Origin of the sequence: Flavobacterium branchiophilum FL-15 (assembly GCF_000253275.1) — a bacterium.
In the GTDB taxonomy this organism is placed as follows: domain Bacteria; phylum Bacteroidota; class Bacteroidia; order Flavobacteriales; family Flavobacteriaceae; genus Flavobacterium; species Flavobacterium branchiophilum.
This window is the reverse complement of sequence record NC_016001.1, coordinates 2157327-2178982: the sequence shown is the minus strand read 5'-3', so window position 1 is coordinate 2178982 and position 21656 is coordinate 2157327. Positions and strand designations below refer to the sequence as shown.

Annotated in this window: 19 protein-coding genes; 5 read left to right on the top strand and 14 right to left on the bottom strand. The window is 32.0% G+C overall.

Going from position 1 to position 21656, the window contains the following annotated elements; translation table 11 throughout:
• Positions 1-386: 386 nt before the first annotated feature.
• The 7 genes from FBFL15_RS09345 to prs form a co-directional block, all read right to left on the bottom strand.
• Positions 387-1841, bottom strand: a complete 1455-nt coding sequence (locus FBFL15_RS09345) for a nicotinate phosphoribosyltransferase (protein ID WP_014084364.1) — start codon at positions 1839-1841, stop codon at positions 387-389.
• A 24-nt stretch (positions 1842-1865) separates the two neighbouring features.
• Entirely contained in the window at positions 1866-2594 is a 729-nt protein-coding gene (locus tag FBFL15_RS09340; RefSeq protein ID WP_014084363.1) for a metallophosphoesterase, read from the bottom strand.
• A gap of 4 nt (positions 2595-2598) precedes the next feature.
• Positions 2599-3153, bottom strand: a complete 555-nt coding sequence (locus FBFL15_RS09335) for an RNA 2'-phosphotransferase (RefSeq protein ID WP_014084362.1) — start codon at positions 3151-3153, stop codon at positions 2599-2601.
• Positions 3154-3164: 11 nt separating this feature from the next.
• On the bottom strand, positions 3165-3701 hold the full coding sequence (locus tag FBFL15_RS09330; RefSeq protein WP_014084361.1) for an NADAR family protein: 537 nt from the start codon (positions 3699-3701) through the stop codon (positions 3165-3167).
• A complete protein-coding gene (locus FBFL15_RS09325; RefSeq protein WP_014084360.1) occupies positions 3688-5178 on the bottom strand; it encodes an O-acetyl-ADP-ribose deacetylase in 1491 nt (496 codons plus the stop codon). Before FBFL15_RS09325 ends, FBFL15_RS09330 begins: the two co-directional genes overlap by 14 nt.
• 743 nt (positions 5179-5921) lie before the next feature.
• Entirely contained in the window at positions 5922-6299 is a 378-nt protein-coding gene (locus tag FBFL15_RS09320; protein WP_014084359.1) for a GxxExxY protein, read from the bottom strand.
• A gap of 96 nt (positions 6300-6395) precedes the next feature.
• Positions 6396-7223 carry a ribose-phosphate diphosphokinase gene (gene prs / locus FBFL15_RS09315; protein ID WP_014084358.1) on the bottom strand — a complete coding sequence of 276 codons (828 nt, stop codon included), beginning with the start codon at positions 7221-7223 and terminating at the stop codon, positions 6396-6398.
• A gap of 864 nt (positions 7224-8087) precedes the next feature.
• Here prs and rimK point away from each other — a divergent pair.
• Entirely contained in the window at positions 8088-9461 is a 1374-nt protein-coding gene (rimK, locus tag FBFL15_RS09310; RefSeq protein ID WP_014084357.1) for a 30S ribosomal protein S6--L-glutamate ligase, read from the top strand.
• A 32-nt stretch (positions 9462-9493) separates the two neighbouring features.
• Here rimK and yajC read toward each other — a convergent pair whose 3' ends face one another.
• Both yajC and nusB read right to left on the bottom strand, forming a co-directional pair.
• Positions 9494-9760 carry a preprotein translocase subunit YajC gene (gene yajC / locus FBFL15_RS09305; RefSeq protein ID WP_014084356.1) on the bottom strand — a complete coding sequence of 89 codons (267 nt, stop codon included), beginning with the start codon at positions 9758-9760 and terminating at the stop codon, positions 9494-9496.
• A 54-nt stretch (positions 9761-9814) separates the two neighbouring features.
• Positions 9815-10726: a transcription antitermination factor NusB gene (nusB, locus tag FBFL15_RS09300; protein ID WP_014084355.1), complete on the bottom strand. Its 912-nt coding sequence runs from the start codon at positions 10724-10726 to the stop codon at positions 9815-9817.
• A 212-nt stretch (positions 10727-10938) separates the two neighbouring features.
• Between nusB and FBFL15_RS09295 the strand changes: the two genes are divergently transcribed.
• Together FBFL15_RS09295 and FBFL15_RS09290 are read left to right on the top strand one after the other, a co-directional pair.
• A complete protein-coding gene (locus tag FBFL15_RS09295) occupies positions 10939-12699 on the top strand; it encodes an ABC transporter ATP-binding protein (RefSeq protein ID WP_014084354.1) in 1761 nt (586 codons plus the stop codon).
• 76 nt (positions 12700-12775) lie between these two features.
• Positions 12776-13144, top strand: coding sequence for a PUR family DNA/RNA-binding protein (locus tag FBFL15_RS09290; protein WP_014084353.1), 369 nt, complete (start codon positions 12776-12778; stop codon positions 13142-13144).
• A 63-nt stretch (positions 13145-13207) separates the two neighbouring features.
• Here the strand turns inward: FBFL15_RS09290 and FBFL15_RS09285 are convergent, their stop codons facing one another.
• Together FBFL15_RS09285 and FBFL15_RS09280 are read right to left on the bottom strand one after the other, a co-directional pair.
• Positions 13208-13561 carry a tRNA-binding protein gene (locus tag FBFL15_RS09285; RefSeq protein WP_014084352.1) on the bottom strand — a complete coding sequence of 118 codons (354 nt, stop codon included), beginning with the start codon at positions 13559-13561 and terminating at the stop codon, positions 13208-13210.
• A 6-nt stretch (positions 13562-13567) separates the two neighbouring features.
• A complete protein-coding gene (locus FBFL15_RS09280; RefSeq protein WP_014084351.1) occupies positions 13568-13867 on the bottom strand; it encodes a c-type cytochrome in 300 nt (99 codons plus the stop codon).
• 294 nt (positions 13868-14161) lie between these two features.
• Here FBFL15_RS09280 and FBFL15_RS09275 point away from each other — a divergent pair, with 294 nt between their 5' ends.
• Together FBFL15_RS09275 and FBFL15_RS09270 are read left to right on the top strand one after the other, a co-directional pair.
• Positions 14162-14695 (top strand): DUF4136 domain-containing protein, encoded by a 534-nt coding sequence (locus FBFL15_RS09275; protein ID WP_014084350.1) that lies wholly within the window; start codon positions 14162-14164, stop codon positions 14693-14695.
• A 300-nt stretch (positions 14696-14995) separates the two neighbouring features.
• Complete coding sequence (locus FBFL15_RS09270; RefSeq protein WP_014084349.1) at positions 14996-15682, top strand: carboxypeptidase-like regulatory domain-containing protein; 687 nt, start codon at positions 14996-14998, stop codon at positions 15680-15682.
• Here FBFL15_RS09270 and FBFL15_RS09265 read toward each other — a convergent pair whose 3' ends face one another.
• The 3 genes from FBFL15_RS09265 to secDF form a co-directional block, all read right to left on the bottom strand.
• A complete protein-coding gene (locus tag FBFL15_RS09265; protein ID WP_014084348.1) occupies positions 15683-16261 on the bottom strand; it encodes a hypothetical protein in 579 nt (192 codons plus the stop codon).
• Between the two features lie 132 nt (positions 16262-16393).
• Positions 16394-18274 carry a molecular chaperone DnaK gene (dnaK, locus tag FBFL15_RS09260; RefSeq protein ID WP_014084347.1) on the bottom strand — a complete coding sequence of 627 codons (1881 nt, stop codon included), beginning with the start codon at positions 18272-18274 and terminating at the stop codon, positions 16394-16396.
• A gap of 239 nt (positions 18275-18513) precedes the next feature.
• Positions 18514-21528: a protein translocase subunit SecDF gene (gene secDF / locus FBFL15_RS09255; RefSeq protein WP_014084346.1), complete on the bottom strand. Its 3015-nt coding sequence runs from the start codon at positions 21526-21528 to the stop codon at positions 18514-18516.
• Positions 21529-21656: the final 128 nt, after the last annotated feature.

The following is a 21656-nucleotide window of genomic DNA, read 5'->3' as shown; positions in this document are numbered from 1 at the left end:
ATGTTTTATTTGTTTTGCTAAAATTGCATGGATGTTTTTTTTTTCCACAGATGCACTGATTTGAATTTTACAATTAAAATGTTTTTTTTGACTATTATATATATATAATGTGTAAATAATTAATTATTTGTAATTAATTTTTTATTAAAATTGATATTGTTTTTTGAAATTTGAAGTATTAATATGCAATTGCCTCTAATAAAACTTTTATTTCATTTTTAAAACCGATGCCCTAGCCCCGATAGTAATGGAAAGGACGCCGCAAAAAAAAGGGAGTGGTTCTTGACAAAAAAAAGCGACCTAAGAAGCTCTTTTTTTGTCTTAGAACCACCCCTTTTTTTGTGGTGGACTTGTAATGGATAGCGGGAAATAGCTCCTAAAAATACTTATTTTTCTTGTAATCTCGCTCTGATTTCTTGAAAGTTTTGATCAAGAAGCAGTTTTCCATCTCTGAAAACTTCTTTCAATTCGCCTTGTTGTTCTTCATCCCAACTTACTTCATCTTTTAGGATATAGGTGTTGTTTTGTCGCTCTATTTTCATCAATCCTTTGGCTGATTTTTTGGTACCATCGTCGGTGATGGGGTCTTTGAAAATGGCTCTTCCCTCACCGTTTACTTCGCCATAAGTGGCTTTCATGGCAAACCCAAAGGTGTCGCGGGTGTTGTATTGGTAGGTAAACGAACCAATGCCCAAAACAACATTGGTAGAGGCAAACCCCTTTTGTTGCAGACGTTCGCAAATTTGTGTTGCTCGAGCCACAGTGATGCTGTCGCCATAAATAGCACCAATGTGTGGGTCCAATTCTTTGTAGCCTTTGCTGTTGGTTGTGCCGCCAAAAGTGTCCCAAAGCAACTCGATAACGCCTTTGATTTCGTGGCTGTTTTTTCCGTTGGGATTGCCACAAATGATATCAACTGGGTCGCCACTATCGGGTCTGATTACTACTTTGCCCTCACGGTTTAGGATTTCGTTTTTGAGTTTTGGCAAATAATCGGTGAGCACTTTCCACAAGTCCCAAGTATCGGAAACGATGGACACAATTCCCTTTGGATACACTTCGGTTATCAGTCGTTTGAACGTACCAATTTCGTCTTCGATGGTACCCATGCACATCACGCTATGTTCGGTAGCGGCAACGGAGCCACCAATGAGTTCGGCATCGGAATTGGCGTTGTAATACTGCTCCAACAAATCGATTGCAGGAATGGTGTCGGTGCCATTAAAACTCAACAAATGCCCCATGGCAGAGCAAGTTGCAGCCTCGATTCCTGCCATGCCACGCATCGAAAAATCGTGTCCTTGCCAGTTTACAAACTCGGGCAAACTTGATGTCTCGGCAGCAAAATGATCCAACACTTTGCGGTATTGTTTGGCAATAGTCGCTGAGGTGCAAGGCATCCAAATAACGGCAGAAACGAGGGTTTCAAAATAGTTGGTGAGCCAAAAAAACTCGGGCAAGGTGTTGTACATCGTGAACATAGGCACACGAGTTGGCACGCTAGCTCCTTCGGGTAAAGCTTTGATAACCATTGGAATATAGCCCAAATCGTGCAAGTCTTCGATGTGTTTGGTTCCTACTTGGTTTTCGCCCAAGTAGTTATTTATTCTTCGGGCGTATTGGGCAACGACTTTTTCTTTGGGTTGCTTGAAAAAATGGGTTTCAAAGTCTTCCAAAATGTATTTTTTGATGAAGTATTGCAAGCCAAAAAAGACCACTTCATCAACGCCCTCAATACGGCTTTTTCGAGGTGTCCAGTTGGAATATACTAATGTGGTCCCGTTTGGGTACTGTCTGCGGTGATCGACTTTGTAGCCGTCTGTTAGGAGTAGTGGGTTCATGGGTTTGGTTGGTTTTTATTATTATTAATTTCTACCTTTCTCGTTTGGATACAATGACGGTAAGTTGTCGCTTTGCCAATATTCTTTTGAGTGAATATCTAAAATTGAAAGTTTACCCGTAAATGCTGCTCCTGTATCAACATTCCAAATATTAGCTTTATTCATAGGGGTTTCTATTTTATAAATTAATGTGGGTGTGTGACCAATATAGATTTCTTTAAAAAGTAGCAACCTTTTTGGAAAAAATTCGCTGTTTTTTTTCAACTGTTTATCCATTGCCACAGCAGTTTCCCACAATGTTCTATCCCATGAAAAATTGGAAGAATAATGTTCTTTACTTGGCCCATGCATGGAAGAAAATCCGGCATGAATAAACAAATTATTTTCAGAATCTATATAATAATCCTTCATTTTTCGAAAGAAATTCAAATGATTATTGATTTGTTCTAATGAATAGTTTTGATAACTTTCTATAGTAGATTTTCCTCCATGAAATAACCAAAGATCATTCTGTTTTTCAAATGTTAACCACTCTTCACACCAAACATCGTGATTTCCTTTTATAAAAATACAAGATTGTTTTTTTTCTAAATCAATTAAATAGTCAATCACATGAGCAGATTCACTCCACCCATCTACATAATCCCCGAGAAAAATTAAGGTGTCATCGGGAGTTATAGTTGCTTTTTGCACTACTTGTTGCAACCCTTTTAACCCTCCGTGAATGTCGCCAATTACTAGTGTTCGTTTCATGGTTTCAATTTTCGTTCAACAATTTTATAAATTGAGAAGGCACAGCATCTGTTAGCCACACGCCATTTTCGGATACATAAAATATAAAATTTTCATCCTTCATCCTTTTAGAATCAATCTCTAAAATAATTGGTTTTCCACGTCTTGCCCCAACTTTTATAGCAGTTTCAATATCTTTACTTAGATGCACGTGTTGTCGGCTCATTTTTTTAAGACCAAATTCTTTAATTTCTGATAATGCAGAGGCAACCGTTCCATGATATAAAATATCTGGAGGAGTTACTTCTTTTAAATTCAAATCCACTTCGATAGAATGCCCTTGATTGGCTCTAATTTTTGTTTGGTCTTCATTGAAGGCAAATCTTTTTTTATCATTGGTTTCAACAATGGTAACCAAATTATCAAAATCTATTTTGTTATGATTTTTATTGCACTTTTCAATTAATTCTGCTACGTTTGCCCATCCATTTTCATCCAAAGCTAAATCTATTGTTTCTGGAGCATGTCGTAAAACAAGGCTTAAAAATTTACTTGTATTTTTGTTTTCTTTTTCGTTCATTTTTTTAAATTTTAAAAAGGATTATGTAACTCGTCTCTAACTTCCATTAATGCAAATCCTAAGAGATTGAGACCTCTCCATCTTTCAGGATGTGTACAATCTTTATGGTCGCTAGCCATTCCAATTCCCCATATAGCATCTACGGGACTTGCTTCTACAAGAATGTTATCCTTGGTATTCAAAAGGAATTCTTTTAGTTTTTTATTTTGACTGAATTTATGAAGATTGCCTTCTTTAACAATTTGAAATCTATTATTTAACCATCTTTGTTCATCATAATTTGTTACTTCTCGACCCAGTTTTTTGGCTTCAGCTGGTGAATTGCAAGCAAGAATTTTTTCTAAAGTTGCAGTATCTACAAATAATGCTGCTTTTTTTGCCATCATCCAATGTTCGGCGGTTTTGTATTCCACGCCATCCACTACAAACGGACTTTCCCACCATTGACTAAAACACGTTTTGCTTAAAGTCCCATCTTTGGAAGGTTGATGTCCCCAAAAAAACAAAAATTTATTTTCAGGATGGATGTTTTCTTTAGTGTATTTCATATTTTTCACTTAATTTATCACATAATTTTTCAATATCGTTTTTTCGAGCTAGTACATGAATCCATTCTTTTGGAATTGCATCATAACCATAAATTAAACCTGCTAAACCACCTGCTATAGCAGCCGTTGTGTCGGTATCGCCACCTAAATTGACTGCTTTCAAAACCGTTTCTTGATACGAATTTGAATTTAAAATACACCAAATACTCGCCTCTAAACTATGTAAAACATATCCCGAAGAATTAATTTCAGCCTCTGAATATTCATGAATAGGTATTATTTTATAATCTAGATTACTATGAATATACATAATTCTATGGAATTTATCAAATTCATCTTGAGAACATATTGCATTGTTATCTAAAAAATGAGCTACTTCTAATTGCATATTTTTAAATGAAATCCATTTGTCATTACCTTTTATTATTTGTAAAGCGAATTCAATATACATAAAACATGCTAAAACAGAACGAATGTGTGCGTGTGTTATTGATGAAACCTCTTTTATTATCTGAAATCGTTGTTCAATACTAAAATCCTTACTATAAAATACCAATGGTAAAATTCGCATTAAAGAGCCATTACCGTTACTGTTTTCATCTTTACCTCCTGCAAGCGTTGGAACAACACCTTGATTCAGAGCATGCATTGCTATAGAAGTTGCAATTCCATTATCAAAAATTTCACCGTGTGGAGTCCATATTTGGGAATTATACCATTGCAAAAAATTCTTCGCTATGGATTCAATAGTATAACCTTTGCATAAACTTTCCGCCAAACAAAACGTCAATGAACTATCGTCGCTCCACGTTCCTTTGGGTTGATTATGTGTACCAAACTCTTGCATACCTTTAACGGGATTCATTTTTAGACTTTCTCGACTTTTAAACTCCACAGGAACGCCTAAGGCATCTCCAACTGCTAATCCGAATAAAGCGGCATGTACTAATTTCTTCTTTTTAAGAACTATTTTCAGTAAACTATCATATATTTCATAATTTTCCTCATCAAAACAAACAAAAATAACTTCTTCAATTTTATCTTTTTGAATAAAATTAGTAACGGTATTTATTGCAATTTCTGCTGCTTTATCTTTTGGAAAATGATAAATTCCAGTACTAATATTTGGAAAAGCAATCGTTTTTATATTGTTTGAAACTGCCAATTCTAAAACATTCCGATAACAGTTTTCCAAAAGTAATTTCTTTTCTTCTTTATCGCCATTCCAAACAGGTCCAACGGTATGAATAACAAAATTTGAAGGTAAATTTCCAGCAGAAGTTATCACCGCTTCACCTGTATTGCAACCACCTTGTTTGTTTCTTATAACGATACATTCTTCCAGAATTTGTTTTCCCCCAATACTGTGAATGGCACCATCAACACCTCCACCACCCAAAAGTGATGAGTTGGCAGCATTAACAATGGCATCTACTGCTATTTTAGTTATGTCGTCTTTAATTATTTTGAGTTTCATTTTTGAAATTTTTCTATAATTTATTGATTTATTTATACATTATCTCAATATTTTTATGCTTATTTTTTATCTTTCTTTGTTTTTTTATCTGTGTGCTTTATAATTGAACACGGATTACACGGATACTTCGTAAACACGGATTTTTATCTGTTTTTATTTAATCCGTGTTTGTTTACATCTGTGTTTATCTGTGTGCTTAATAATTGAACACGGATTACACGGATACTTCGTAAACACGGATTTTTATCTGTTTTTTTTTAATCAGTGTTTGTTTATATCTGTGTTTATTCGTCTGCTTAATAATTGCACACGGATTACACGGATACTTCGTAAACACGGATTTTTATCTGTTTTTATTTAATCCGTGTTTGTTTACATCTGTGTTTATCTGTGTGCTTAATAATTGAACACGGATTACACGGATACTTCGTAAACACGGATTTTTATCTGTTTTTATTTAATCCGTGTTTGTTTACATCTGTGTTTATCTGTGTGCTTAATAATTGAACACGGATTACACGGATACTTCGTAAACACGGATTTTTATCTGTATTTTTTTAATCAGTGTTTGTTTATATCTGTGTTTATCTGTGTGCTTAATAATTGAACACGGATTACACGGATACTTCGTAAACACGGATTTTTATCTGTTTTTTTTAATCCGTGTTTGTTTACATCTGTGTTTATCTGCGTGCTTAATAATTGAACACGGATTATACGGATACTTCGTAAACACGGATTTTTTACTTTCTATCATTACTAAATATCTTTCTTTTATATTCAGGTTTTTTACCAAAATTAAATAAAAGTCCTAACTCAATTTGTGTTCCTCTCAAGTAATTTAATAGTTGAGCTTCGAACTCTTTTACTAAATAATCAGCTGCTTTTAATTCTATTATTATCTTTTCATTTACTACTAAGTCTGCAAAATATTCTCCAACTTCAATTCCCTTGTATTTTACCTTAATTTGTTTTTGTGCTTCTACATAAAAACCTCTTGATTTGAGTTCTAAATACATTGCATTTTGATATACTTTTTCGAGAAAACCATATCCTAGTTCGTTGTAAACATCATAATATACTTTTATGATTTGTTCTGTTAGTTCTTGTTCTTTTAACATATTTTTAATATTAAATAAATCCGTGTTTGTTTACATCTGTGTTTATCCGTGTGCTAATTTAAAAAAAGGTTTATGTTTATTTGATTATTTTTAGATTCATCTCGTTTCAATTTTTATCACTTCCACCTTTTCATTCTCCATATCCCTAAATGAATTGGTTGTGAAAATGTGTTCAAAGTCTTGCAAGGCTTCAAAACCTTTGCTGAAAATTCCGTGGCTCACGGCTAAGTATAATTTGCCTGCATTTTTATTTTTGAGTTCTTGTGCCAAACCAACAAAAGTGCCGCCACCATCGCAAATGTCATCTACAATGAGGCAATTTTTCCCTTCTAAATCGTCTTTGTAAACTTTAAATCCGGATAATTTACCTGTTTTTACGTCTCGGCTTTTGCTGCATTCTATCACTTCTACGCCTCCCAAAAATTCGGATACTTTGTATATTTTCTTCAAAGCACCACCATCTGGCGAAATCAAAAGTACCTCATTACCAATTTTTTCAACTACTTTTTGAATAAAATCATGATTCGGAATGACCTCACAATGATCTAATACTGCGGGTGTTACTTCCGAATGGGCATCAAAAACCATCACTTTTTCAAAACCTAAACTATTGATAATCTGGGCATATACTTTTACCGAAAGGGGTTCGCCCGCTACCATCACCCGATCTTGTCGAGCCGCTGGAAAATAAGGAATAAACAAAGTACCGAGTTTTGCCCCCATACGTTGCAAAGCATCGGCAGCCAAACACAAAAAACCAAGATCATTAAAGGATTGCATGCGGTGTGTAACGGTTACTTTTTCAGTCAAATCAAAGTTGGGATTGATTTTAATATGAGGTTCGCCACCCGAAAAAGTAAATTTCTCAAATTGAATTTCTTCTCCTGCAAATGGTTTGAAATTGGGGTCTAAATGGAGTAACATAATTTTCTATTTTGTGTTATTATTACGCAAAGATAAAACTACTTTTTGAAACCACCAAATGTTTTGTGTATATTTTACACTAAAAATTTATTTTATTTTTTTTGAAACATGGCTGAAAAAAAATGTAATAATTTTATTAAACTAAAAATATGTATTAATTATTTTTTCAAGTAATAACTTATTAATTTTAAGTGTATTTTATACTGCTAATTATATAGTAAATATTTACATGCAATGTGATTTCAATAGTCTTAGGTAAATTAAAATGAATAATCTTATATGAACCGTTTTATAAATGATTTCCTGTAATTTTAAAAATAAAGTAATTTTATAATTTTTAATTTTTTTTTAAATTAAATGAAGAACTATAATTCTATTATAACAAATATTAATGTATTTTATTTTAAATAAATAAAATAAATACTATTTATTTTTAATTGTATTTCAAAAATATTTATAAAATTTAATTATTCAAAGATATTAAGAAATATAACAAAATGTACTTCAATTATTTGGACTATCAATACATATTTCCATTACAAAAAAGAAATAATTTTTATAACTAACCATAACTCATACCAAATATATTTTATATGTATATTTGGTATCCATACCAAAATAGTCAAATTTCATCATTTGCTTAGAGTTTCTAAACTATTGCTTAAAAAGTAACTCGCAATATCGAAAGTTATAAGCTACTTTTAAAATTATAATTTATTCAAAAATGTAGTATTAATTTTTAAAAATAAAAGGGATTTTTAATGAGCATAGCACACTACTTTAAAAAAAATAAAATAAAATCAAAATAGGATTGATATTGGCAAAAAATTAAATATTTTTGACTTCAAATCAAAATAAGATACTATGTTTCAAGAAAAAGTGATAGTGGGTAGTGAAGAGTGGTGTTCGTTTCCAAATTTGGGAATACCAACAATTAAAGCTCGTGTTGATTCTGGAGCAAAAACATCGGCTTTGCATGCCATTAATATTGCTCCTTTTATTAAAAATGGTGAAAATTGGGTCAAGTTCGATATCAATCCCATTCAAAATAATGTAAAAACCATTATCCATTGCGAATCAAAATTGATAGATAAACGGGTTGTAAAAAGTTCGAGCGGTTTTAGAGAACAACGTTATGTTATTAGTGCCGATTTAGAAATTGGTGGCAAAAATTGGAGTATCGAACTGACGCTAACCAATAGAGACTCCATGGGATTTAGAATGCTTTTAGGTCGAGAAGCCATGAGTGGTAGAATATTAGTTGATCCAGAGCAAAAATATTTATTAGGGCAACCTACGTCAGAAAATTTACATTTATATTATAAAAATGCAAATAAAAACATACAAGGCCTTCGCATTGGCTTGTTGGCCAGCAACCCCGAACTGTATAGCAACAAGCGGATTATGGAGGCAGGAACTATTAGAGGACACGAAATGCACTTTTTGAATATCAAAGAATGTTATATGAAACTGGATGCTACAACTCCAGAAATTCATTATAGGGGGGGCAGGGTTTTAGACAATTTTGATGCAATAATTCCAAGAATAAGACCTAGTATTACCTTTTATGGATGTGCCTTAACCCGACAATTTGAAGCTTTGAAAGTATATTGTTTAAACTCTGCAGCTGCCATAACCCAATCAAGAGATAAGCTTTTTTCGTTGCAATTGCTACTTAATAATGGGGTAGAAATACCAACAACGGGTTTTGCCAATTCGCCTTTGGATACAGATGATTTGATCAAAATGGTTGGTGGTTCTCCTTTAATTGTCAAATTATTGGAAGGCACACAAGGTAAAGGTGTTGTACTTGCAGAAACCAAAAAAGCAGCCGAAAGTGTTATCAATGCCTTTAAAAGCCTCAATGCCAATATATTAGTTCAAGAATTTATAAAAGAAGCAAATGGCAAAGACATTCGATGTTTTGTTATAGACGGCAAAGTTGTTGCTGCCATACAAAGAGAGGCTTTGCCTGGCGAGTTTAGAGCCAATATACATTTGGGGGGCACTGCATCTGTAATTAAAATTACTGCCGAAGAGAAAAAAATTGCTATAAAAGCAGCAAAAGCAATGGATTTAAAAGTAGCAGGAGTGGACATTATCCGATCTTCAAAAGGGCCTTTGTTGTTAGAAGTCAATTCCTCTCCTGGATTGGAAGGTATTGAATCTGCTACTAATAAAGATATTGCAGGCGAAATGATTGCTGCAATAGAGCGTAAATTTGAGAAAAATCAATAAAAAAACCTCTATTAAAAGAGGTTTTTTTATATTTATTTTTTTAATGATGCACTCAACTCTAACGAAATTGAGGACCGTTCCATTTTTAATTTTCCCGACATTGTTTCTAATACAATAGTTGTTTCGCCCAATTCTGCAATTTTACCGTGTATGCCACTTTTGGTAACCACTCTATCTCCTAATTTTAGTAATTTTTCAAATTCTTTTTCTGTTTTTATCTTTTTTTGTTGAGGTCTGATCATAAAAAAATAAAAAACCAAGGCCACCAAACCTAATTGGATTATTATAGGATAATTCATATTATAGTAATTTAATTGTTATTATTATTATTATTAAATGTAAAATATAAATAATTACATCAAACCTCTGCCTATTTTTTGAAGTCTGTCGGTATTTTTCATATCTTTCAAAATATTATCTAAAATACCATTGATAAACACACTACTTTTTGGTGTAGAATATTCTTTGGCTAATTCTAAATATTCGTTTATGGTAACATTGGTAGGAATTGATGGAAATTTTAAAAACTCGCAAATGGCCATTTTCAAAATGATAGTATCCATTTCTGCTATACGTTCAATGTCCCAATTTGGTGTTTTATCGTGGTATTCCTTAGCAAATGTTGCTTCATTTAATACTGTTTTTCTAAATAAATGCTGGGCAAATTCCTTATCATCTTCGTTTTTGTAAATGGTTGGGATTTTAAATTTTGGATCCTCTATGCCTCGTATAGTTGCCAATTGTTTTAAAATAAAGGTATTTACAAGCGGAATATCATCTACCCATGTAAGGGTTTTTTCTTCCAAATAACTGTAAAATTTTTCATTTGGAACAATAATATTTTCAAATAAATTCAGTATAAAATTTCGGTCTTCTTCAAAATTATTTACCCTATTGTACATGTAATTTTGATAAATTTCAGATTTTTTTACATCTTCTAAAAGCATCAAAATAGCATCATTATTCATAGACCAATCATTAATTTTGCGGCCTTCGAGGGCTATACCTAATGGATTATTTTCTTCCAAAAACAACAATATACCATTATTAATAAATTTGTTATTAGGATTTTTTTCATCTTTGGTTGCCAAATGTTTAAGGCTACTTTTGTGAAGAAAAACGGCTTCTGTTTTTTTCAATTCAATTAAAGCAGCCAATATTGTCAAATATAAATCTTTTATACTATCAATACTGTACTTCAAAAACTTTTCTTCTTTTAATAAATCATCAGAACCATTTTGATGCATGGCAAAAATGGTTTGCATCACTTTAATACGGATATGTCGTCTGTTTAGCACTTGATAAGAACATTTAAAAATTAAAACTGCAAAAATAATTTGCGGTGCAAAAATAATACAATTGTTTGAATTTATTGAAACAAAATTGATTTATTTGAAAACTGTCATTTGATTGTACAGATATTGATCACAATCTTGTATCTTTGCTTTTTTAATTTTTTTAAATTAATCACATCCAAATGAAAGAATTACAGTATATCAATAAATACTTTTTTAAATACAAATCAAAATTTTTATTAGGCATTTTCATTACAATTGTTGCCCAATTTTTTTCGCTTTTTACTCCTAAACTAATTAGTAAATCGTTCAAAACTATTGAAGAATATGTTAAAACCAATCCAGAAAATACACAACTTATCCAACAAGAATTGTTACACAACATATTATTAGTCATTGGTACTACAATTATTGCAGGAATACTTACTTTTTTAATGCGTCAGACTTTAGTTGTCATGTCCAGACATATCGAGTTTGATTTGAAAAATGAAGTTTTTTTACAATATGAAAATTTAACGCAAGATTTTTATAAAAAAAATAGAACAGGTGATTTGATGAATCGAATAAGTGAAGATGTAGCCAAAGTACGCATGTATGCTGGACCCGCTGTGATGTACACCATCAATACCTTTATTAGATTTGCAATTGTTATTACATATATGTTAAATGTTTCTACAAAATTAACCATCTATACCTTACTACCTCTTCCTATTTTATCTTATTTTATATTCAAATTAAGTCAAAAAATTAATAAAAGAAGTAGTATTTTTCAACAATATTTGTCAAAAATTTCTAGTTTTACACAAGAAGTGTTTTCTGGTATTCGGGTAATCAAAGCTTATTCATTAGAAGCACAGTTCCAAGACAATATGAACCAACTTTCAGACGAAAGCAAGCAAAAAAGTTTGGATTTAGCAAAAGTCAATTCCCTTTTTGGTCCCTTAATGATGGCTTTAATAGGTATTAGTAATTTGGTGGTCATCTATTTTGGTGGTCTTATGTACATCAATGGTAGTATCGCCAGCATAGGAACCATTGCAGAATTTATCTTATATGTCAATATGCTCACATGGCCTGTAGCCTCGCTGGGGTGGGTTTCGTCGATGGTGCAAGAAGCCGAAGCATCTCAAAAAAGAATAAACGAATTTTTGAAAATTGTGCCAGAAATACAAAATAATTGTACAGAAAAAACAGACATACATGGCGAAATCGCATTTGAAAACGTTTCATTTACTTATAATGATACACAAATAACTGCGCTAAAAAACATCAGTTTTTCCATCAAAAAAGGGGAAACATTGGCCATTTTAGGCAAAACAGGATCAGGAAAATCTACCATTCTGGGGCTAATCAGTCGCATGTATGATGTAAATTCTGGACAAATTCTCATTGATGGAAAACCCATTTCTACAATAAATTTGTTTGATTTGCGAAATAACATTGGCGTTGTGCCACAAGATGCCTTTTTGTTTAGCGATACAATTGAAAATAATATCAAATTTGGCAACGAAAAGGCAAGCTTTGCGGCAGTAGAAAATGCTGCACAAATGGCAGTAGTGCATCAAAATATCATTGAATTTAATAACGGTTACCAAACCATATTGGGCGAAAGAGGTATTACACTTTCTGGTGGTCAAAAGCAACGAGTGTCTATTGCCCGAGCTTTGATAAAAAATCCCGAAATATTGCTTTTTGACGACTGTTTATCGGCAGTAGATACAGAAACTGAGGAGCAAATATTACATAATTTATTAGAAATTTGCAAAAATAAAACTACAATTATAGTAAGCCATCGGGTGTCGTCTGCTAAAAATGCAGATAAAATTATCATCATCGAAGATGGACAAATCATTCAAGAAGGCTCTCATAATCAGTTAGTAAACCAAACAGGGTATTATCAAGATTTATATCTCAAGCAACTTTCTGAAAAAGAAATGTCCTAAATATTTGTTTATTTAGATAAATTTTAGCATTTTTGGGCTTGGTTACATGATATAACAAATTTTGAAAAATAGGAATATGAGAGAAAATGATTTATTAGAAAAAGAAGAAATTTTTTCTAAAGTTTTAAGAGCCGGCAGAAGAACTTATTTTTTTGATGTAAGATCAACAAAAGCAGACGATTATTATATTACAATTACTGAAAGTAAAAAATTTACTGAAGAAGATGGTTCTTTTCATTTTAAAAAACACAAAATATATTTGTATAAAGAAGATTTTAATGCTTTTACAGATATTTTAAACCAAATGACCGCTTTTGTTTGGAATAACAAAGGGGAAGAAGTCATTTCGGAACGGCATCAAAAAGACTATAAAAAAGAATCAAACGACGAATTTGATTACCCAAAAAACAAAAATTTTACTGATGTAGATTTTGATGATATTTAATATATTCAAAATACTATATTAATTAGTAAATTAAAAACCTCGCTTATAGATAGCGAGGTTTTTTTATCCAATTTTCAAACCGTTTGCAACTTTATAGTCAGGAGCTAGCAGTACAATATCGTTTTCTAATCCCACAGAGCCTAATACCAAACACTCACTCATAAATTTTCCAATTTGTTTTTTTGGAAAATTTACTACCGCTACTATTTGACGATGCAATAAAATGTCTTTTTCATACCTTTTTGTAATTTGGGCTGAACTTTTTTTGATTCCAATTTCCGAACCAAAATCAATAGTCAATTGATAGGCAGGTTTTCTGGCTTCAGGAAAATCCTGAACTGCAATGATAGTACCTACTCTTAGGTTGATTTTTTCAAAATCATGCCAATTGATTGTTGCATCAATACTACTTTCCATGATTTATTATAATTGAGCATCAATATATTCTGATATTCTGGCCAATTGTGCATCATCTATTTTAGCCATTTTTTGCATTTTCAACAAAATCGGTTTCCATTCTTGCTTAGTATATTCGCTTGCAGCATACAATTTATGACATTTGGCACAATTATTTTCATACAATGATTTTCCTTCTGCCAATGCCGGAGTCAATACCATAGCTTTTTCTGAAGGGTTTGCACTTGCGGAACTTGTTGTACTTTTTGAACTGTTACAGGATACCAATACAATTGATAAACCTAAAATTAAAATCCCTTTTTTCATCCTAATTTTTTTTTGATTAATACATTATTTTATGGGCTAATGTAGTCAATTTATTTTATTTATCATTAAAAAAAAATAAAGTTCTACTAAATAATATCTTAAAAAAAATCAATCTTTTTATTTTAATAAGTAATATATTATATTACAACTTAAAATGTTAAAATTAATAAAGATGAACCTATTTTTTATACATTTGGCATAACATTTGAGAATAATTTATTGATATGATAATAATTTTATAAATATAAAACAATTATTAACTCAACATTATTATAAACCTAAATATAATTTCTTATGAAAACAATTAAAATACTTACTTTTGTTTTAATTTTAGCACTTAGTTCTTGCAACTCAGTTAGGGTCAATACTGATTATGATAAAAAAGTTGACTTTTCAAAATTTAAAACATTTGCTTTTTATAAAGCAGGAATTGATAAAGTTGAAATTTCTGATTTAGATAAGAAAAGAATTTTGCATGCCATTGAAAATCAAATGATTGCAAAAGGATTTACCCTTAGCGAAACGCCCGATTTGTTGATAAACATCAATACAAAGGCAGAAAAAAACATCAATATAAATCAGTTTAATGCTGGATTTGGATACGGTTGGGGTATGGGTTGGAATCCATATTTTGGTACTTCCAATATGGTTTCAACATCTACTCAAGGCATTTTAACAATTGATTTGATAGATGCTTCCAAAAAAGAATTGATTTGGCAAGGAGAAGGAACAGGCAATTTAACTCAAAACGTGGACAAAAAAGACGAAAATATAAAAGGTTTTGTTACCAAAATATTAGAACAATATCCTCCAATGATCAAAAATTAATCATAAATAAAGGCTATCAATTCATTTAGATAGCCTTTTTTTTTGAATATAATTGAAAGTACTGTATTATGTATTTAAAAAAATAATTTATTATTATTATTTTAGATATATATTATTGTACTTTATTTATATTACAAATCATTCTATATTGTAAATATTACGTATATCTTTCATGCTTCTACATATCTTTATTTCGTATATCTTTATTTTAAAATTAGCAAATGTTAAAAATAAACATTACCAACCTTTTTGAATAAAAAGTACTCTTTATATATAAAAGGCCAACTTAAAAAATTAGATATGAAAAATACGATGCTTCAAATATCGATCCCGCAACCTTGCCACGAAGATTGGCAAGCGATGACACCTGCTACAAAAGGGCGTTTTTGTGATAAGTGTATGAAAAATGTGGTAGATTTTACCACAAAAACCGACCGTGAGATTTTGGAAGCCTATACAAAAGATGCCAAACTTTGTGGCCGATTTAAAGCAGACCAACTAAACAGAGATATTGAGGTTTTGGAAAAAAAATCGACCGTTTGGTTGGCAACTACAAGTGCAATTATGACGCTTGTGGGGGTTGAAAGTAGTGCGGTTTTGGCTCAAGAAAAACCAAAAACCGAGCAAAATGATGGGTATGTAAAAGGCAAAATGATAGCTCCTGTGAAGCCACAAACTAAAGTGATAAAAGGGGTTGTGAGCGATAATGTTGGTCCAATTCCAGGAGCAAATGTGGTGATAAAAGGTACCAAAACCAGTACCCAAACGGATATGGATGGTAAATTTAGTATAGAAGCCAAAGAAAATGACGTGATAGTGGTTTCGTTTTTAGGGCTTACTACAATTGAGCAAAAAGTTGATGAAAATAATTTTTACAAAATTGAATTAAAGCCATCTGAAAATCAATTAATGGGCGAATTGATAATTTGCAAAAAACGAACTTTTTTGGGTAGGATTTTTCACTCCATTGGCAATTGGTTTCGTTAGTTATTTTTTGTTACTACTTACAAATGAGCTAGTTACCGCATTGTATTTCAAAATATTGACTTGCTTTGTCGTTTTTTGAGTAATTGTTCCATCGGGATTTAATATACATTCAAAACCTTCTTTGCGGCTGCGGGTTTGTGTTTCTGAAGCATTTTTATTTTGGTCTAAAAAAACTTTTTCTATAATGATGTTAGTTAATTGTATGTTACTAAAAACAATTTTACTAGTATTTTCTTCTAAAATATAAAAATATTTCAAGGTTTTATCTTCTGATTTTAAATTGGTTTTCGTTGTTGATTTTTCAGCCCAAGTAAGCAAATATAATTTGGTTCCGTTTGCATTAAATGGTGTTATAGCTGCATCTATGGGTAGAATAGCATCCATTTTTTTTATAAAAATGGTATCATTTACCGTTTTATTTAAAATAAAAAAATACAAATTATCTTTGATTATTGCTGCTTTTGCGGGATCTGCTTTTGCAATAAGATTTAGTGTAGGTTTTGGAATTTGTTTTTTCTTTTGTGAAAATGAATGTAAGGCACAAAACAAAACGAGGTAAACAATACTAAAATATTTCATATTTTTTTTAATGGTTTTTAGAGAAGCAAGGTACAAAAAAATAAGATACTTAGTGATTTTAATATAAAAAAAAACCGAGTTAGTAATAACTCGGTTTTTATAGTATGATTGTCAATATAATCAAAGAAAATATTATTTTACTTCTTCAAAATCAACATCTTCTACGTTATCTCCTTGGTTTTCTGCTTGTGGTTGAGCTGCTTGAGCTTGTTCACCTTGAGCATACATCGCTTCAGTAGCTTTTTTCCAAGCTGCATTGATGTTGTCTAAAGCAGTTTGAATTGCAGCAACGTCTTGTGATTGGTGAGCCATTCTCAATTCAGTTAAAGCATATTCTACAGCTACTTTGTTATCGTCAGATATTTTATCTCCTAATTCTTTCAATTGGCTTTCAGTTTGGAAAATCATACTGTCAGCTTCATTCAATTTTTCAGCTTTTTCTCTAGCAGCTTTATCAGCATCGGCATTGGCTTCAGCATCTCTTTTCATTCTTTCGATTTCTTCGGCAGTCAATCCAGAGGAAGCTTCGATACGGATATCATGAGATTTTCCAGTTCCTTTGTCGGTTGCAGAAACTTTGATAATACCATTTGCATCAATATCAAAAGTAACTTCGATTTGAGGAACTCCTCTTGGTGCTGGTGGAATACCATCTAAATGGAATCGACCAATGGTTTTGTTATCGGCAGCCATAGTTCTTTCTCCTTGCAAAACATGGATTTCAACAGATGGTTGAGTATCAGCAGCAGTAGAGAATACTTGTGATTTTTTAGTTGGGATTGTGGTGTTAGACTCAATTAATTTTGTAAAAACCCCACCCATAGTTTCGATACCTAATGAAAGCGGTGTTACGTCTAATAACAATACATCTTTTACATCTCCAGATAAAACGCCACCTTGAATAGCTGCACCAATAGCAACAACTTCGTCAGGATTTACTCCTTTTGATGCTTTTTTACCAAAGAATTTTTCTACTTCATCAGCAATTCTTGGCATACGAGTAGAACCACCAACAAGGATTACTTCGTCGATATCTGAAGTTGATAAACCTGCATCTTTCAAAGCTTTAGCTACTGGTTCCATAGAACGTTTTACTAAAGTATCAGACAATTGTTCAAATTTAGCTCTTGTTAATTTTTTAACTAAGTGTTTTGGTCCAGATGCTGTAGCTGTTACATAAGGTAAGTTGATTTCTGTTTCGGCTGAAGAAGACAATTCAATTTTTGCTTTTTCAGCTGCTTCTTTAATACGTTGCAACGACATTGGGTCTAGACGTAAATCTACACCTTCTTCGGCTTTGAATTCGTCTGCCAACCAGTCAATGATTGTTTGGTCAAAGTCATCTCCACCTAAGTGTGTATCTCCGTTTGTAGATAATACTTCAAAAACTCCGTCTCCTAATTCCAAGATAGAAATATCAAAAGTACCTCCTCCTAAATCGTACACTGCAATTTTTTGGTCTTTTCCTTTTTTGTCTAATCCATAAGCCAAAGCTGCTGCAGTTGGCTCATTGATGATTCTCATAACTTTTAAACCAGCAATTTCACCTGCTTCTTTTGTAGCCTGACGTTGTGCATCGTTAAAATATGCTGGAACAGTAATAACTGCTTCAGTAACTGTTTGACCTAAATAGTCTTCAGCTGTTTTTTTCATTTTTTGAAGTGTCATAGCTGACAATTCTTGTGCAGTATATAAACGACCGTCAATATCTACACGTGGAGTATTGTTGTCGCCTTTTACTACTGAATATGGAACTCTAGAAGCTTCGCCTGTAGTTTCAGAGAAAGATTGTCCCATAAAACGTTTGATAGAAGCAATTGTTTTAGTAGGATTGGTTACTGCTTGTCTTTTTGCAGGATCACCTACTTTAATTTCGCCACCTTCTACAAATGCAATGATAGATGGAGTTGTTCTTTTTCCTTCTGCGTTTGGAATTACAACAGCTTCATTACCTTCCATTACAGAAACGCATGAATTAGTTGTACCTAAATCGATTCCGATTATTTTACCCATTTTTGTTATATTTAATTTAATGATATATTCGATTAAAAACTCAATGTCCGAAATGCAATCTTTGTGCCAAATAGTTTTTTTATTATAATTGTCATATTTTCTATTTAATGACCATTATTTTTGTGTCATTTTGTCATCATAATAAGCATCTATGCTGACAAAGTTTGTTAGTGTGACTAGGCCTGACATAAAAAAAGCCCAACTTTTGTTGGGCTTAAAGAGTATAATTTGAAATTTAATTATTCAGCATCATTGTGTTGGTGTTCTATAATATCTTTATCTGCAGCAGATATAGTGTCCACTAATACTGGAGTTGCAATAAATAAAGAAGAATATGTTCCAACTACAATACCAATTAACATTGCAAAAATAAATCCTCGGATAGATTCTCCGCCAAATATAAACATGATTAATAATACTAAAATCATGGTAAGCGAAGTATTGATTGTTCGAGACATGGTAGTATTAATAGACTCGTTTACAATTTGTTCAAATGTTCCTTTTGTTTTTCCTGCTAAATATTCTCTAACTCTATCAAATACAATTACAGTATCATTCATAGAATAGCCAATAACTGTTAAAATAGCAGCAATAAAATGTTGGTCTATTTCCATTCCAAATGGCATGTATTTCCATAATAAAGAATAAATTCCTAATACAAATATCACATCATGTGCCACAGCAGCAATGGCACCAAGGCTGTATTGCCATTTTCTAAAGCTTACCATCAAATACAAACATACTATTAGCATGGCACCAATAACTGCCCAATAAGCATTCGTTTTAATATCATCAGCAACGCTAGGTCCTACCTTTGAAGATTGTAAAATACCCAATGTTTTACCGTCATAAGCATTAACAAATTTTTCATAAGTCATGCCGTTTGAATAATATTTTTTCAATCCTTCATAAAGTTTTCTATTGATTTCTGCATCAACTTCAGCTCCATTTTCTTTAACTCTATAGTTGGTAGTCAATTTCAATTGAGAGCTATTTCCAAATGTTTTGGCTTCAATATTTGTAAAAACACTAGTCAAATCGGCTTTTACTTTTTCTGCCTCTACTGCTTTATCAAATCTTACTTGGTAAGTTCTTCCACCAACAAAATCAACACCTTGATTGAAACCGTTCATAAAAATAGAAACCAAACTTACTACTACAACTAATGATGAAAAAGCATAAAATCCTTTTTTCATTTTCAAGAAATTGATATTGATATTGGTAAACCAATTTTTTGAAAAACCAGTTACAAATGTCAATACATTGCCACGTTTTACGCTCCAATCTAATAAAATTCTAGTAATAAAAATTGAGGTAAACAACGATGTAAATATACCAATTAACAAGGTTGTTGCAAAACCTTTAATTGGTCCTGATCCAAAAATATACAAAACTAAACCTGTTAATACGTGGGTTACATTCGCATCAATTATAGATCGCATAGCTCCTTTCCAACCAAATGAAGTTACAATTGCATCGGCTAATGATTGTCCTCTTCGCAATTCTTCTTTGGCTCTTTCATATATAATAATGTTGGCGTCCACTGCAGTTCCCATGGTTAAAACGATACCTGCAATACCTGGTAAGGTTAGTACAGCACCCAAGCTAGATAATACACCAAACAAGAATAATAAATTTACGGCCAATGCAATGTTAGCATAAAAACCTGATTTTCCGTAATAAATCATCATCCACAAGGATACTAATAACAATCCAAATATTGAGGAATAAGTTCCATTGTCTATAGCTTCCTGGCCTAAAGAAGGCCCCACTACGTCTGATTGAACAATATCTGCTGCTGCTGGTAATTTACCCGCTCTTAAAACATTTGCTAAATCTTTAGATTCTGTTAAAGTGAAATTACCTGTAATTTCAGAATTTCCACCTGCAATAGGACCACTTGTTACACCAGGGGCAGAATAGACTACATTGTCTAATGCAATGGCAATGTTACCTTGTGTGGTATAAGCTTTGCCTGTTAATTCTTCCCAAATTTTGGCACCTTTGCTATTCATTTGCATCGATACGGCTGGTTTACCTAATTGATCAAATGTATCTTTTGCATCTACAACCACACCGCCACTCATTGGTGGCAAGTTTTCTCTATTGCCTTTTAAAGCATATAACTCTACAACTTGTACTTTTGCAGCATCCTTAACTTTTAATGGATCTACTATTTGTTGGTCTTTCACATGTATTTCTGTTGGTTTTCCCCAACAAAATTTAGCATATCTTTGTTCGCCAATTAATAAGTTTTTGATTTCATTTCTTTTAAAATACCCTCCAACTGTTGCAGTGTCTTTTGGATTAAAATATCCTAAAACGGGTCCACCAGGACTATAAGCCACAAATTTACTTAAAATGGGGCCATTATCTTTCGCTGCTTTGGTGCTGTCTTTTTTCTCATCTACCAAAAGTGCTGTTAAATCTTTTTTCTTGTCGTTAGCTGTTTTTGGTGTATTATTAGCCACTGGTGCTGCTTTTTCTGTAGCTTTCAATGCTTCGTTGGCAGCCATCAAAAAATTACCCATATCTGCAACTTTATACGTTTCCCAAAACTCTAGTTGGGCTGTACTTTGCAATAATTTAGACACACGTTCGGCATCTTTTACTCCTGGTAATTCTACTAAAATACGACCAGATTCACCTAATCGTTGGATGTTTGGCTGGGTTACCCCAAATTTATCAATACGTTTTCTCAAAACTTCAAATGCAGATATAATGGATTCGTCCACTTTTTTCTTAATTACTTTTTGAGCTTGAGCATTTGTCATTTTAAAATTAATCTCTTCTCCTAGATTTTTGTTTGCAAAAATATCTGGCGATGATAATTGTGTTTTTCCAGCAGCTTCTCTTTCAAAAACTCTAAAAAATACATCTAAATAATCTTCATTTCCTTGTCTTTCTGCAGTTGCATCGGCAAGGGCCTTGTTAAAAACAGGGTCTTTTGAATTGTTTGCCAATCCTTTTAGAATATCTTTTACAGATATTTCGAGGATAACATTCATTCCGCCTTCCAAATCAAGACCTTTGTTGATTTGTTTGTCTCTTACTTCATTAAATGTAAAATAGTTTAAGAAGACTTTTTGTTTTCCAATAGAATCTAAATAGTTAAATTCTTTTTTAGAATCACCTTTTGCAAATGCTTTTGCATCAGATTTTACTTTATTTGAAACAAACGTGAAAGAAAGTTGGTAAATACTTACCAATGCAAATAGAATTGCGAAAAATTTAATAAGTCCTTTATTTTGCATTACTAAAAAATTAATTAATTTTTGTTTTTGATTAATATCCTCTAAAAAAAAATAAACGCTTTTTTATTGGTATATTTTGGATGTAAATATAGAGATAAAATTCGTTTAATGATTTTTTAAACGTGCAA

Bases quoted from the DNA above. Each gene is read 5' to 3' on its own strand.
- rimK (WP_014084357.1), top strand. From the start codon at position 8,088: ATGTTTCAAGAAAAAGTGATAGTGGGTAGTGAAGAGTGGTGTTCGTTT.
- FBFL15_RS09340 (WP_014084363.1), bottom strand. From the start codon at position 2,594: ATGAAACGAACACTAGTAATTGGCGACATTCACGGAGGGTTAAAAGGG.
- prs (WP_014084358.1), bottom strand. From the start codon at position 7,223: ATGTTACTCCATTTAGACCCCAATTTCAAACCATTTGCAGGAGAAGAA.
- yajC (WP_014084356.1), bottom strand. From the start codon at position 9,760: ATGAATTATCCTATAATAATCCAATTAGGTTTGGTGGCCTTGGTTTTT.
- dnaK (WP_014084347.1), bottom strand. From the start codon at position 18,274: ATGGGTAAAATAATCGGAATCGATTTAGGTACAACTAATTCATGCGTT.
- FBFL15_RS09270 (WP_014084349.1), top strand. From the start codon at position 14,996: ATGAAAAATACGATGCTTCAAATATCGATCCCGCAACCTTGCCACGAA.
- FBFL15_RS09320 (WP_014084359.1), bottom strand. From the start codon at position 6,299: ATGTTAAAAGAACAAGAACTAACAGAACAAATCATAAAAGTATATTAT.
- secDF (WP_014084346.1), bottom strand. From the start codon at position 21,528: ATGCAAAATAAAGGACTTATTAAATTTTTCGCAATTCTATTTGCATTG.
- FBFL15_RS09290 (WP_014084353.1), top strand. From the start codon at position 12,776: ATGAGAGAAAATGATTTATTAGAAAAAGAAGAAATTTTTTCTAAAGTT.
- FBFL15_RS09285 (WP_014084352.1), bottom strand. From the start codon at position 13,561: ATGGAAAGTAGTATTGATGCAACAATCAATTGGCATGATTTTGAAAAA.
- FBFL15_RS09335 (WP_014084362.1), bottom strand. From the start codon at position 3,153: ATGAACGAAAAAGAAAACAAAAATACAAGTAAATTTTTAAGCCTTGTT.
- FBFL15_RS09345 (WP_014084364.1), bottom strand. From the start codon at position 1,841: ATGAACCCACTACTCCTAACAGACGGCTACAAAGTCGATCACCGCAGA.
- FBFL15_RS09265 (WP_014084348.1), bottom strand. From the start codon at position 16,261: ATGAAATATTTTAGTATTGTTTACCTCGTTTTGTTTTGTGCCTTACAT.
- nusB (WP_014084355.1), bottom strand. From the start codon at position 10,726: ATGCAAACCATTTTTGCCATGCATCAAAATGGTTCTGATGATTTATTA.
- FBFL15_RS09330 (WP_014084361.1), bottom strand. From the start codon at position 3,701: ATGAAATACACTAAAGAAAACATCCATCCTGAAAATAAATTTTTGTTT.
- FBFL15_RS09280 (WP_014084351.1), bottom strand. From the start codon at position 13,867: ATGAAAAAAGGGATTTTAATTTTAGGTTTATCAATTGTATTGGTATCC.
- FBFL15_RS09275 (WP_014084350.1), top strand. From the start codon at position 14,162: ATGAAAACAATTAAAATACTTACTTTTGTTTTAATTTTAGCACTTAGT.
- FBFL15_RS09325 (WP_014084360.1), bottom strand. From the start codon at position 5,178: ATGAAACTCAAAATAATTAAAGACGACATAACTAAAATAGCAGTAGAT.
- FBFL15_RS09295 (WP_014084354.1), top strand. From the start codon at position 10,939: ATGAAAGAATTACAGTATATCAATAAATACTTTTTTAAATACAAATCA.